Origin of the sequence: Flavobacterium cheonanense, assembly GCF_039539185.1 — a bacterium.
Lineage (GTDB): Bacteria > Bacteroidota > Bacteroidia > Flavobacteriales > Flavobacteriaceae > Flavobacterium > Flavobacterium cheonanense.
In genome coordinates, this window is record NZ_BAABCT010000003.1 from 311576 (window position 1) to 323590 (window position 12015).

Genomic DNA, 12015 nt, shown 5'->3' on the forward strand with positions numbered 1-12015 from the left:
TTTTATTATTTAAATTTATATTAAACCTCTTCCGGCTTTATTAACTCTATTATTTTTTTGGAAATCTTTTACAAGATTATCTAAAATTCCATTAATAAAAAGACTACTTTTTGGTGTTGAGTATTCTTTTGCAAGTTCTAAATATTCATTAATAGTAACTTTCAAAGGAATTGATGGAAACTTCAAAAACTCACAAATAGCCATTTTTAAAATTATCGTATCCAATTCTGCTATTCTTTCGACATCCCAATTTGGCGTTTTATCAATAAATTCTTTTGCTAATTCACTTTCGTTTAAAACCGTTTTTCTAAACAATGCTGATGCAAAATCTTTATCTTCTTCGTCTTTATAAATTGCAGGAACTTTTATCAAATCAGCATCAGCTGACATATGACGCAATTGCTTTTGAATTTGAGTATTTACAACAGGAATATCGTCTACCCAAGTCAATTTAAAATCCTCTAAGTAAGAATATAATTTTTCATTTGGAGCAATCAATTCAGAGAACATATCTACCACAAAAAAACGCTCTTCTTCAAAAGTAACCGCTTTTTTAGCCATGTAATTCTGATACAAATCACTTTGCTTTAAATCTTGTAAAAGCAACAAAATTGTATCATCATTTGCCTGCCAGTTGTTGATTTTCCTTTTTTCTAAAGCAATACTCAATGAATTACTTTCTTCTAAAGCAACAAGAATAGGATTGTTTACAAAACGTTGATTTGGATTTCGCTCTTCAGGTGTAGCAAGATGCTTTTTCTGAGCAATTTCGATATATTCTATTTCCTTTTTTCGAATTTCGACTAAAGAAGACAACATTATTAGATATAAATCTAAAATATTTTCTAGACTAGCTTGCAAAAATTTTTCTTGTTTTTCAAGATCGTCAGAACCACTTTGGTGCATAGCATAAATAGCTTGCATCACTTTTATACGGATATGTCTTCTGTTTAACACGGATAAGAACTTTTAAAAATTAACAAAGCGAAAGAAAATGCTCTTTCGCTTTGCAAAAATAAAACTATTTTTTTTAAACACTTAACTATTTAGCGTTTTCTTTTTTTCTTTGTTCGATTCTAAGTTCTGCAATTGCCATTGCTGCTTTTTGAGGCGTCAAATTGTTTGCTTTAGCATAATCAAAAATCTCTAAAGTTGTATTGTAGATGTTTTCTGTTCTACGCATTGATTCTGCTTTGTCATAATGAGCAATTTCTGCATAAACATTGATAATTCCACCTGCGTTGATTAAGAAATCTGGCGCATAAACAATGCCTCTTTCTTGTAAAATTGGTCCGTGAACGTTTTCATTTGCCAACTGATTGTTAGCCGCTCCTGCAATAACTTTAGCATTTATCTTGTAAACTGTATCGTCATTAATTGTAGCTCCAAGTGCGCAAGGTGCATAAATATCAACATCTGCAGTATATAAATCGCTTCCTGTATAAATTGAAGCGCCATATTTTTTACTTACTTCTTCAAGACGTCCTTCGTTTATATCTGCAATTTGAACCAAAGCTCCTTCTTTAGTTAAATACTCAACTAAAGTTTCACCAACGTGACCAATTCCTTGAACTAATATTTTTTTACCGTCTAAATTATCTGAACCAAATTGGTATTTAGCAGCAGCTTTCATTCCCATATAAACACCATAAGCGGTTACTGGAGAAGGATTACCAGATCCACCACGAGATTCTGAAATTCCTGTAACGTATGGAGTTACATCGCGAACAGTATCCATATCGGCAGTTACCATACCAACATCTTCTGCTGTAATGTATCTTCCTGATAAAGAATGAACAAACTCACCAAATTTACGCATCATTTCTGGCGTTTTTTGAGTTTTAGCGTCACCAATAATAACTGCTTTTCCTCCACCTAGATCTAAACCTGTAATTGCAGATTTATAAGTCATACCACGAGAAAGACGTAAAACATCATTTAATGCTTCCCATTCGTTTGCATAATTCCACATTCTAGTTCCACCCAAAGCTGGCCCTAAAACTGAATTGTGAATACCAATTATTGCTTTTAATCCTGTATCTTTGTCGTTGCAAAAAACAATTTGCTCGTGATTATCAAATGATAGTTGTCCGAAGACCGGATCCATTTTTTGAAGCTCTTTTGGAGTTGTGATTTCTGTAGTCATAAAAATATATTTGGGTTGCGACTTTATCAATAAGTCATCGCAAATTTAACTTTTTATTCAAAATAATTCATGAAATTTAGTTTTAATTAGCATATTGTTAATAAAATTAATTTTTACTGAATATTTTAAAAATGAATTATTTCTATCATTTTAACAATTATAGAAGTATTTCTGTAAACAATTAAAGAATTAAAATGAAAGAATTACAATATTTAAATAAATATTTTGTCAAATATAAATACCGATTTTTATTAGGTATTGTCATCACAATTGTTGCACAAATCTTTAGATTGTTTACACCAAAATTGATTAGTAAGTCATTTAAAGCCATTGAGGACTTTCACAAAAACAACATAAGTAACGAAATAATTAAAAGTCAATTGATAGAAAATATCCTTTTAATTGTTGGAACTACAATAATTGCAGGGATTTTAACTTTCTTGATGCGTCAAACTTTAATTGTAATGTCGCGTCATATCGAATTTGATTTAAAAAATGAAGTTTTTAAGCATTATGAGGTTTTAGATCAGAACTTTTACAAACAAAATCGTACTGGAGATTTGATGAGTAGAATTAGTGAAGACGTTGCCAAAGTGCGAATGTATGTTGGACCAGCTGTGATGTACACTATAAATACGTTAATTACTTTTACAATTGTGATTATATATATGTATAATGTTTCACCAAGATTAACATTATACACACTTCTACCCTTGCCTATTTTATCGTTTATCATTTTCAAATTGAGTGTTGAAATCAACAAACGAAGTACTATTTTTCAGCAATATTTATCTAAAATTTCAAGTTACACACAAGAAGTTTTTTCAGGAATTAGAGTTATAAAAGCTTATGGTTTGGAAAAACAACATCAAAACAACATTATTGATTTAGCAAAAGAAAGCAAATCAAAGAGTATGAGTTTGGCCAATGTTCAATCCTTTTTTGGTCCGTTGATGGTTACTTTAATTGGAGTGAGTAACTTGGTTGTGATTTATTTTGGTGGAATGATGTACATCAATGGCGAAATTGATAGCATCGGAAAAATTGCAGAATTCATTTTATATGTAAACATGCTAACTTGGCCTGTTGCCACAATTGGTTGGGTTTCATCGTTAGTTCAAGAAGCTGAAGCATCACAAAAAAGATTGAACGAATTCTTGAAAGTGGAACCTGAAATTAAAAATACCAATCCAAATCATTCTATAATTAAAGGTGAAATTGAATTTAAAAATGTGAGTTTTACTTACGATGATACCAATATTGAAGCTTTAAAAGATGTTTCCTTTAAAGTTGCAAAAGGACAAACTCTAGCCATTTTGGGTAAAACAGGTTCAGGAAAATCGAGTATTCTAACTTTAATTACTAGAATGCACGATGTAAAAGTTGGCAAAATTTTAATGGATGGAACTCCTTTGGCGGAACTAAATCTATATGATTTAAGAAACAGCATCGGAATTGTTCCACAAGATGCCTTTTTATTTTCTGATTCTATAAAGAATAATATTAAGTTCGGAAAAGAAAATGCTACTGACGAAGAAGTATTTGAAGCAGCTAGAAAATCAGTAGTTCATGATAATATCATTCAGTTCAACCAACAATATGAAACCATTCTTGGTGAAAGAGGAATTACACTTTCTGGCGGACAAAAACAACGTGTTTCTATAGCAAGAGCGATTATAAAAAATCCAGAAATTCTTCTTTTTGACGATTGTCTTTCAGCTGTAGATACAGAAACCGAAGAACAAATTTTGAATAATTTATTGGAAATTTCTAAAGATAAAACCACAATAATTGTTAGTCATAGAGTTTCCTCAGCAAAAAATGCTGATATAATTATAATTTTAGAGGAAGGAAAAATCATCCAACAAGGTTCTCATAATCAATTAGTAAACCAAGAAGGCTATTACAAAGAACTTTATTACAAACAACTTTCTGAAAAAGAAGTAGAATAATTCTTGCATCGTAACATTTTTTTTATCATTTTCGTAAAAGAAAAACTACACTAATTGACAGAACGAATATGAGAGAACACGACATGTTAGAAAAAGATGAAATTTTTTCTAAAGTATTGAGAGCAGGAAGAAGAACCTATTTCTTTGATGTAAGAGCTACAAAAGCTGAAGATTACTACATTACCATTACTGAAAGTAAAAAATTTACCGAAGAAGATGGATCATTTCACTTTAAAAAGCATAAAATTTATTTGTACAAGGAAGATTTTACAGCTTTCAAAGAAATTTTAGACGAAATGACATCGTTTGTATTGAACAATAAAGGTGAAGAAGTAATTTCTGAACGACACCAAAAAGATTTCAAAAAAGAATATTTCACCGAAAAAACAGAAGGCGAAGAAGAACCAAAGACAACTAGCTTTACCGATATTGATTTTGATGATATTTAAAATAAAAACAGACTCCAAAAGTTGAAAGATTTTTGGAGTTTTTAATTTCTAGTCATTTTTTAAAGTTATGAAGCATTTAATCTTTTATTTATTGGTTTGTTATACTGCATTTGCACAAAATAATTTAGTTAAAAAGGAAGATACTGTTTTAAATAACGCTAAAATTCAATACAATAGTAACGGCTATAAAAAAGTAACAAACAATTCTAAATTTGGAGTAGTTGATAGCACAGGCGTAGAAACTATTCCATCAATTTATGACCAAATGGGTTTCTTTTCTGAAGATAAAATCTGGGTGAAATTGGGAGATAAAATGGGTTCGTTTTCAAAAACTGGACAAGAAATCATTCCTCTTATATATGATTATGTTGGAAACTTTAAAGATGAAAGAGCGGTTGTTGTAAATAAAGGAAAATACGGTTATTGCAATGCCGATGGCAAAGTAGCGATTCCGTTAATCTATGACATTGCTGACCAATTTAAAAACGGTATCGCTATTGTAAGAAAATCAGGTAAATGTGGCATAATTGATGTCAACGGAAAAGTTTTACTTCCTCTAATTTATGACACAATTGATGGCTTTGATAATGGTGTGGCAAGAGTTTATCGCAATAAAAAATGGGGTTATGTTGATACCAATTTTAAAGAAATAATTCCTTGTATTTATGAAAGAGCCAACTTTTTTAGAGATGGATTATGTCTTTTATTGTTAAATGGAAAGATTGGCTTCGCTGACAAATCTGGAAAAATTGCAATTCCTATTATCTATGAAATGGCCGAGAATTTTAAAAATGGCACCACTACAGTAACTTTAAATGGAAAAACTTTTATCATTGACAAACAAGGAAATAAAATATAAAATACTCACACTATGCAAAAAATTCTAGCTTTTTTAAACAAGTATGCTTTTCATTTGAATCTAACAATAATTTTATTTTGGTTGTATATTATTTATGAAAATTACCAACATATTCAACAAAACGATTCCTTTGAAGAGCGAAAATTCTACTTTGTTGTTCCGGTATTATTTATTTTACTTTCAGTTTTTAATATGTATATGGCTAATAAACGTAGAAAACAAAACTAAGCAATTCGCATCCTATGAAAAACTCTGTATTACAAGAAAGAATATTTTGAGTAGCTTGTTATCAAAAAGTAATAATATGGATTTATATATATTTTTTTTAGGGATTTTATTTTTTTTTGGAGGCGTGTTATTTTTGATTATGGAAATTGCACATACAAAAAAATCACTTGACATGTACAGAATTCGAATATATGGTGGCCTTTTTGGCTTTATTATTTTAGGTCTTTGGCTAATTTATTCTGAATTATCAAAGTTATGATGTTGAACTGATTAATTTTTTAAATGAATCTGATTTAATTATGAAAATTTTACTTAACACATTTAAATTATTCTATTAAAACTCCGCATTCTATGATAAAAAAAACATCAAAAATAAATTGGAGTTTTTTATGCAATTCGCAAACCGTTTTCTACTTTTAAATCGGATGATAAAAGAACTACTTCATCCTCATTTACGGAACCTAAAACTAAACATTCACTCATGAATTTTCCAATTTGTTTCTTTGGGAAGTTCACAACTGCTATAATTTGTTTTCCAACCAAATCTACTTTATCATATCGCTTTGTGATTTGAGCCGACGATTTTTTTATTCCGATTTCAGCACCAAAATCTATCGTCAATTGATAAGCAGGTTTTCTGGCTTCAGGAAAATCATTGGCTTCAATTATTGTTCCTACTCGCATTTCTACTTTTTCAAAATCATTCCAAGTAATTGGTTCCATAAAATTGCATTTAGATACAAAAATACAATTTGTATAGTTTTTATGTTATTAAAAAACGAATTGATTAAATAAATTCCCTAACTTTATGATTCACAAATTATGACCTTTCATCCTACATGAGAATAGCACTTTTTTCCAATGAATTTCCGCCTAATATCTATGGTGGCGCAGGAGTACATATCGATTTTTTAAGTCAAGAATTAGCAAAACTCGGACAAGTTGAAGTACGATGTTTTGGAAATCAACCAGAAGAAAAAGATGCTATGAACATTATTGGAATTCAATCTTCGTTGACTAAAATGGAAGATGCATCGAATCCGCACATCAAAATGTTTAATAATTTGAGTAAAAATGTTGAAATGTCGCAACACACTTTACTTGCAGATGTAATTCATTGTCATACTTGGTATACACATTTAGCAGGAATTTTTTCGAGAGAATTATTGCAAGTTCCATTGATATTAACAACGCATAGCCTTGAAACTCATCGACCTTGGAAAGTAGAACAATTAGGAAATGGTTATTTTCTTTCTCGTTGGATTGAAAATCATGCATACAATACAGCTGATGGCGTAATTGCTGTTAGCGAACAAATGAAAACTGATGTCGTTGAAGCTTATGGAATTAATCCTGAAAAAGTTACTGTAATCCATAACGGAATTGATCCTGAATTTTACAAACCAACATTTGACAACAATTTATTGTTAGAATATGATATAAATCCTGATATTCCATTTGTGCTTTTTGTTGGAAGAATTACTAGACAAAAAGGGATTTCGCAGTTGATTTCGGCAGCTAAATATTTTAATAAAAATTGTCAAATTGTTTTGTGTGCAGGCGCACCTGATACTGAAGAAATTGCAAAAGAAACAGAAGATTTAATTGCAGAATTGAAATCACAAAGAGACGGAGTTATCTTAATTTCTGAAATGCTTCCGAGAGAAAAAATCAAAGTATTGTACAGTCATGCAAGAGTTTTTGCTTGTCCATCATTGTACGAACCATTTGGAATCATAAATCTTGAAGCGTTGTCTTGCGAAACTCCAGTTGTAGGAAGTGCTGTTGGTGGAATTCCTGAAATTATTACCGAAGATGAAACTGGTTATTTAATTCCGCTAGAAAGTGTATCAAGAACTGATTTTAATCCGAAAAACCCAGAAGAATTTCAGCGTAATTTTGCTTCTAAAATAAATTTATTACTTGAAAATGAAACTTTGGCGACAACAATGGGACAAGCCGGAAGAAAAAGAGTTTTAGAAAAATTTAGTTGGGAATCTATTTCAAAAACAACTTACAACTATTACGAAGAAGTGATTTCAAAATTTGAAAAAGAAAAAGCATAAATACTAAAAAAATGAAAAAAAGTACATTAGCCATTATTTTGGGTGGCGGACAAGGTTCAAGATTATCTCCATTGACAGAAAGCCGTTCAAAACCTGCCGTTCCAATTGCAGGAAAATATCGATTAGTGGATATTCCGATTTCAAATTGTATTAATTCTGATATTAAAAGGATGTTTGTTTTGACACAATTTAATTCGGCTTCGTTAAATCAACACATCAAAAACACGTATCACTTTAGTCATTTTAGTACCGCTTTTGTAGATATTTTGGCAGCTGAACAAACTCCAGATAATCCAACTTGGTTTCAAGGAACAGCTGATGCCGTTAGACAATGTATGAATCATTTTTTGAATCACGATTTTGATTATGCGCTTATACTTTCTGGTGATCAATTGTATCAAATGAATTTTAACGAAATGATAAAAGCGCATCAAGAAAGTGGTGCCGATATTTCCATTGCAACTTTGCCTGTTTCTGCAAAAGAAGCTCCTGAATTTGGAATATTAAAAACCGATTCTGAAAATTTTATTACGTCATTTATTGAAAAACCAAAGGCCGATTTATTACCTGAATGGACATCGGAAGTTAGCGAAGAATCTAAAGCGGAAGGAAAACATTATTTGGCTTCAATGGGAATTTACATATTCAACAGAAATTTATTGATTGAATTAATGTCGAATCAAGAAACCAAAGACTTTGGAAAAGAAATTATTCCACAAGCTATAGGAAAACAAAAAATATTAAGTTATCAATATGAAGGATACTGGACCGATATTGGAAACATTGATTCATTTTTTGAAGCTAATTTAGGATTGACAGACGACATTCCGAAGTTTAATTTATTTGATAATTCAGGTAAAATTTACACTCGTGCCAGAGTTTTGCCTCCTTCAAAAATCACAGGTGGAACAACCGTTGACAAGTCAATTATTGCTGAAGGTTGTATAATTAACGGTACTAAAATTGAACATTCGGTTATTGGAATTCGAACTCGAATTAATCGCGATTCAATTATAACAAATTCCTATTTGATGGGTAATGATTATTATCAAAATTTAGATGAAATTAGCCATAATACATACAACAATATAACAAATATAGGAATTGGTGAACGTTGTTTTATAAACAACACTATTGTAGATAAAAACTGTAAAATTGGAAATGATGTAAAACTTAACGGTGGTAAACATTTAAAAGATGCTAACACTGATTTGTACACAATAAAGGATGGAATTATTGTAATTAAAAAAGGTGTTACGTTACCTAACGGATTTACGATATAAAATATCTATTTATGTATTTTCTTAAGAATCACTTCTAGCGGTTTATTTGCTTTTCTGCCAAATTGAGTTACATATTCTTGTGCTTGATTAGTGCATAAAACAAACATATCAAAAAATCCTAAATCAACGATTTGAGTTTCAAAAAATCCACCGTTTTCTTTACCATCAATGTCTTCAATCTTTACTTTCACTTCGTCAGCAGGAAATGAATTGATTATTGACATAAAATAATTGTCTTTTGCATAAGGGAAAAACCAACGTTCTTTTTTATTTTCGGAAGGAATTTCAGATTTTACTTCGTCTTCAATTTTATAATTGAATGAAAAAATTAAGGGCTTATTTTCTTCTTTCCAACTGTATTTATTATTTATATTTATCAGTTCATTTCCTTCTAAATCAACCAATGTCAATTTCAATCCTTTAATATTTTGCTTTGCTCCTTCTTCATGAACATCCAAAACTAAATAAGAAGTAAAGTCATAACCACAATGTTGCGCCTGACTCATATCTTGTGCCTGAATTGAAAAAGTTGCCAGTAAAAAAATAATTAAATAACGCATTGAAGGTAAATAAAGTTCAAAGATAATAACTCAAAAACTATTCCTATAAAAAATCCGCCAAAAGACGGATTGATTTTTAGTTTGCAGTTACATAATTATATATTTTATCTCTTTGTTCATCAGAAATTTTTGCTTTTTTCTGCATGTCTAAAAGAATTGGTTTCCATTGTTCTGCAGAAAAATCTTTTGGTTTAAAAAGATCATGACATTTTGCACAATTGTTTTCGTATAAACTTTTTCCTTCGGCCAAGTCAGAGGCGTTCTCTGGTTGTTTTGCCTCAACAGCTGGTGGCGGCGGTGGTGGAACCGATTTAGATCCTCCACATGAGTAAAGTACAATTGCAAAAAGTACAACTGCTAAAATTTTTGTTTTCATAATTATTGGTTTAGATAAAGTAAAAATAAAAAAAATCCCAACAGAATATCTATCGGGATTATTTTTTTACATTTAATTTACAATATTTACTTAACGTCCATTAGTTCAACGTCAAATACTAAAGTTGCATTTGGTGGAATTACACCTCCTGCACCGCTTGCTCCATATCCTAAATATGATGGAATTACAAAACGTGCTTTGTCACCAACTTCTAACAATTGAATACCTTCGTCCCAACCTTCAATAACATGACCTTTTCCTAATGGAAATTCAATTGGTTTTTTTCTTGGATAAGAGGAATCAAAAGTTTTTCCATTATCTAATTGACCTGTATAGTGAACAGAAACCGTTTTTCCTGCTTCTGCTTTTTTACCATTTCCTTTTTGGATTATTTTATATCTTAATCCACTTTCTGTTTTATCAAAACCAGCAGCTAATTTTTCCATTGCTTCTTCAGCTTGCTTTTTAGCTTCTTCTAATTTTCTCAATCTTGAACCTTCAAATGTTCTGAATGCTTCAATTGCATTCCATTTTTCAGCTTCTTCTCCTACTCTAATAATCTCTAAAGTTTCTATTAAATCACCTTGAGCTACAGCATCTACAACATCTTGACCTTCTACAACATGACCAAAAACCGTGTGCTTTCCATCTAACCAACTTGTTGGAACATGTGTTATAAAGAATTGAGTTCCGTTAGTTCCTGGACCAGCATTTGCCATTGACAAAACTCCTGGTCTATCATGCTTCAAACTTGGATGAAATTCGTCATCAAATTTGTATCCTCCATCACCTGTACCAATTCCTTGTGGACAACCACCTTGAATCATAAAATCTGGAATTACTCTATGAAATTTTAATCCATCGTAATATGGTTTTCCCATTGGTTTTGCAGTGTTTTCTAATTGACCTTCTGCCAATCCTACAAAGTTTCCAACTGTTCCTGGTGTTAAATCGTGTGTAAGTTTTACTAAAATTGAACCTTTTGAGGTATTGAATTTAGCATATATTCCGTTTTCCATTCTATTGTATTTTTATTTGAAGTGCAAAATTACAAAATTTTAATTGTTTCGATTTAAATAGTACATTTGATTTTAAAATATTTTGAAATGGAAAATAAATTGGATTACATAAACATAAATAAACAAACTTGGAATAATAAAACTGATGTTCATATTGCGTCTGAATTTTATGATATGCAAGGTTTTTTGGATGGAAAATCTACTTTAAATTCAATTGAATTAGAATTACTTGGAGATATAAAAGGAAAAAATATTTTGCATTTACAATGCCATTTTGGTCAAAATACGATGACATTTTCGAGAATGGGTGCAAAAGCAACTGGTGTTGATTTGTCTGATAAAGCTGTTGAAAGAGCAAGAGAATTTGCAGCAAAATTGAATTTAGATACCACATTTGTATGCTGTGATATTTATGATGCTCCAAAGTTTATTGATGAAAAATTTGATATTGTTTTCACAAGTTATGGAACTATTGGTTGGTTTCCAGATTTAGATAAATGGGCAAAAGTTATTTCACATTTTTTAAAACCTGACGGAAAATTTATAATGGCTGATTTTCATCCTGTTGTTTGGATGTTTGACAATGATTTTAAGGAGATTTTTTATAACTATTTCAATGTCGAACCTATTATTGAAGACGAATCTGGAACTTATGCTGATAAAAAAGCTGAACTTTCAACACAAACGATGACTTGGAATCACCCAACATCTGAATTATTAAATTCTTTGATTAATAATGGTTTGGAAATTAATTGTTTTAATGAATATGATTATTCGCCTTACAATTGCTTTAATGAAATGGAAGAATTTGAGCCAAATAAATTTAGGATAAAACATTTTGGCAATAAGATTCCAATGGTATATTCTATTTTAGCATATAAGAAATAAAAAAGAACCGCTCAATTACTTGAACGGTTCCCAGGGTTTAAACAATTGTATATTAAATAATCTACAATTTAGTAATAATAAATTCAGATCTTCTGTTGGCTTGGTGTTGGTCTTCAGTACAACTTGATTGGTTTGTTGGTTCACAACCACAATCGTTTACTAGTTGCGACTCACCATATCCTTTTCCTG

Annotated in this window: 13 protein-coding genes; 7 read left to right on the plus strand and 6 right to left on the minus strand. The window is 30.5% G+C overall.

Features of this window, described 5'->3' with window-relative positions; translation table 11 throughout:
- Window positions 1–15 precede the first annotated feature (15 nt).
- The gene (nusB, locus tag ABD766_RS08300; RefSeq protein ID WP_344816246.1) at window positions 16–924 is read right to left on the minus strand and encodes a transcription antitermination factor NusB; all 909 of its coding nucleotides are present in this window, start codon (window positions 922–924) and stop codon (window positions 16–18) included.
- A gap of 118 nt (window positions 925–1042) precedes the next feature.
- On the minus strand, window positions 1043–2146 hold the full coding sequence (locus ABD766_RS08305; protein ID WP_298303278.1) for a Glu/Leu/Phe/Val family dehydrogenase: 1104 nt from the start codon (window positions 2144–2146) through the stop codon (window positions 1043–1045).
- Window positions 2147–2340: 194 nt separating this feature from the next.
- Between ABD766_RS08305 and ABD766_RS08310 the strand changes: the two genes are divergently transcribed.
- The 4 genes from ABD766_RS08310 (at window position 2341) to ABD766_RS08325 (ending at window position 5634) form a co-directional block, all read left to right on the plus strand.
- Window positions 2341–4098, plus strand: coding sequence for an ABC transporter ATP-binding protein (locus ABD766_RS08310; RefSeq protein WP_344816234.1), 1758 nt, complete (start codon window positions 2341–2343; stop codon window positions 4096–4098).
- A 68-nt stretch (window positions 4099–4166) separates the two neighbouring features.
- Window positions 4167–4547 carry a PUR family DNA/RNA-binding protein gene (locus tag ABD766_RS08315; RefSeq protein WP_298302381.1) on the plus strand — a complete coding sequence of 127 codons (381 nt, stop codon included), beginning with the start codon at window positions 4167–4169 and terminating at the stop codon, window positions 4545–4547.
- A 67-nt stretch (window positions 4548–4614) separates the two neighbouring features.
- Window positions 4615–5406: a WG repeat-containing protein gene (locus ABD766_RS08320; RefSeq protein WP_344816235.1), complete on the plus strand. Its 792-nt coding sequence runs from the start codon at window positions 4615–4617 to the stop codon at window positions 5404–5406.
- Between the two features lie 12 nt (window positions 5407–5418).
- Window positions 5419–5634 (plus strand): hypothetical protein, encoded by a 216-nt coding sequence (locus ABD766_RS08325; protein ID WP_344816236.1) that lies wholly within the window; start codon window positions 5419–5421, stop codon window positions 5632–5634.
- A gap of 387 nt (window positions 5635–6021) precedes the next feature.
- Here the strand turns inward: ABD766_RS08325 and ABD766_RS08330 are convergent, their stop codons facing one another.
- Window positions 6022–6357, minus strand: a complete 336-nt coding sequence (locus ABD766_RS08330) for a tRNA-binding protein (RefSeq protein WP_344816237.1) — start codon at window positions 6355–6357, stop codon at window positions 6022–6024.
- 116 nt (window positions 6358–6473) lie between these two features.
- On the opposite strand from ABD766_RS08330, the gene glgA reads away from it, so the two are divergent.
- Both glgA and ABD766_RS08340 read left to right on the plus strand, forming a co-directional pair.
- The gene (gene glgA / locus ABD766_RS08335; protein ID WP_344816238.1) at window positions 6474–7700 is read left to right on the plus strand and encodes a glycogen synthase; all 1227 of its coding nucleotides are present in this window, start codon (window positions 6474–6476) and stop codon (window positions 7698–7700) included.
- A gap of 11 nt (window positions 7701–7711) precedes the next feature.
- Window positions 7712–8983, plus strand: coding sequence for a glucose-1-phosphate adenylyltransferase (locus ABD766_RS08340; protein ID WP_344816239.1), 1272 nt, complete (start codon window positions 7712–7714; stop codon window positions 8981–8983).
- Between the two features lie 5 nt (window positions 8984–8988).
- On the opposite strand, the gene ABD766_RS08345 is transcribed toward ABD766_RS08340, so the two are convergent.
- The 3 genes from ABD766_RS08345 to ABD766_RS08355 form a co-directional block, all read right to left on the minus strand.
- Window positions 8989–9543 (minus strand): hypothetical protein, encoded by a 555-nt coding sequence (locus tag ABD766_RS08345; RefSeq protein ID WP_344816240.1) that lies wholly within the window; start codon window positions 9541–9543, stop codon window positions 8989–8991.
- Window positions 9544–9619: 76 nt separating this feature from the next.
- On the minus strand, window positions 9620–9919 hold the full coding sequence (locus ABD766_RS08350) for a c-type cytochrome (RefSeq protein ID WP_344816241.1): 300 nt from the start codon (window positions 9917–9919) through the stop codon (window positions 9620–9622).
- Window positions 9920–10005: 86 nt separating this feature from the next.
- Window positions 10006–10938, minus strand: a complete 933-nt coding sequence (locus ABD766_RS08355) for a peptidylprolyl isomerase (protein WP_344816242.1) — start codon at window positions 10936–10938, stop codon at window positions 10006–10008.
- Between the two features lie 87 nt (window positions 10939–11025).
- Between ABD766_RS08355 and ABD766_RS08360 the strand changes: the two genes are divergently transcribed.
- Entirely contained in the window at window positions 11026–11826 is an 801-nt protein-coding gene (locus tag ABD766_RS08360) for a class I SAM-dependent methyltransferase (RefSeq protein ID WP_344816243.1), read from the plus strand.
- Window positions 11827–12015 lie beyond the last annotated feature (189 nt).

Excerpts from the sequence above, each read along its gene's own strand:
- nusB (WP_344816246.1), bottom strand. The coding sequence starts at position 924 with ATGCAAGCTATTTATGCTATGCACCAAAGTGGTTCTGACGATCTTGAA.
- ABD766_RS08305 (WP_298303278.1), bottom strand. The coding sequence starts at position 2,146 with ATGACTACAGAAATCACAACTCCAAAAGAGCTTCAAAAAATGGATCCG.
- ABD766_RS08310 (WP_344816234.1), top strand. The coding sequence starts at position 2,341 with ATGAAAGAATTACAATATTTAAATAAATATTTTGTCAAATATAAATAC.
- ABD766_RS08315 (WP_298302381.1), top strand. The coding sequence starts at position 4,167 with ATGAGAGAACACGACATGTTAGAAAAAGATGAAATTTTTTCTAAAGTA.
- ABD766_RS08320 (WP_344816235.1), top strand. The coding sequence starts at position 4,615 with ATGAAGCATTTAATCTTTTATTTATTGGTTTGTTATACTGCATTTGCA.
- ABD766_RS08325 (WP_344816236.1), top strand. The coding sequence starts at position 5,419 with ATGCAAAAAATTCTAGCTTTTTTAAACAAGTATGCTTTTCATTTGAAT.
- ABD766_RS08330 (WP_344816237.1), bottom strand. The coding sequence starts at position 6,357 with ATGGAACCAATTACTTGGAATGATTTTGAAAAAGTAGAAATGCGAGTA.
- glgA (WP_344816238.1), top strand. The coding sequence starts at position 6,474 with ATGAGAATAGCACTTTTTTCCAATGAATTTCCGCCTAATATCTATGGT.
- ABD766_RS08340 (WP_344816239.1), top strand. The coding sequence starts at position 7,712 with ATGAAAAAAAGTACATTAGCCATTATTTTGGGTGGCGGACAAGGTTCA.
- ABD766_RS08345 (WP_344816240.1), bottom strand. The coding sequence starts at position 9,543 with ATGCGTTATTTAATTATTTTTTTACTGGCAACTTTTTCAATTCAGGCA.
- ABD766_RS08350 (WP_344816241.1), bottom strand. The coding sequence starts at position 9,919 with ATGAAAACAAAAATTTTAGCAGTTGTACTTTTTGCAATTGTACTTTAC.
- ABD766_RS08355 (WP_344816242.1), bottom strand. The coding sequence starts at position 10,938 with ATGGAAAACGGAATATATGCTAAATTCAATACCTCAAAAGGTTCAATT.
- ABD766_RS08360 (WP_344816243.1), top strand. The coding sequence starts at position 11,026 with ATGGAAAATAAATTGGATTACATAAACATAAATAAACAAACTTGGAAT.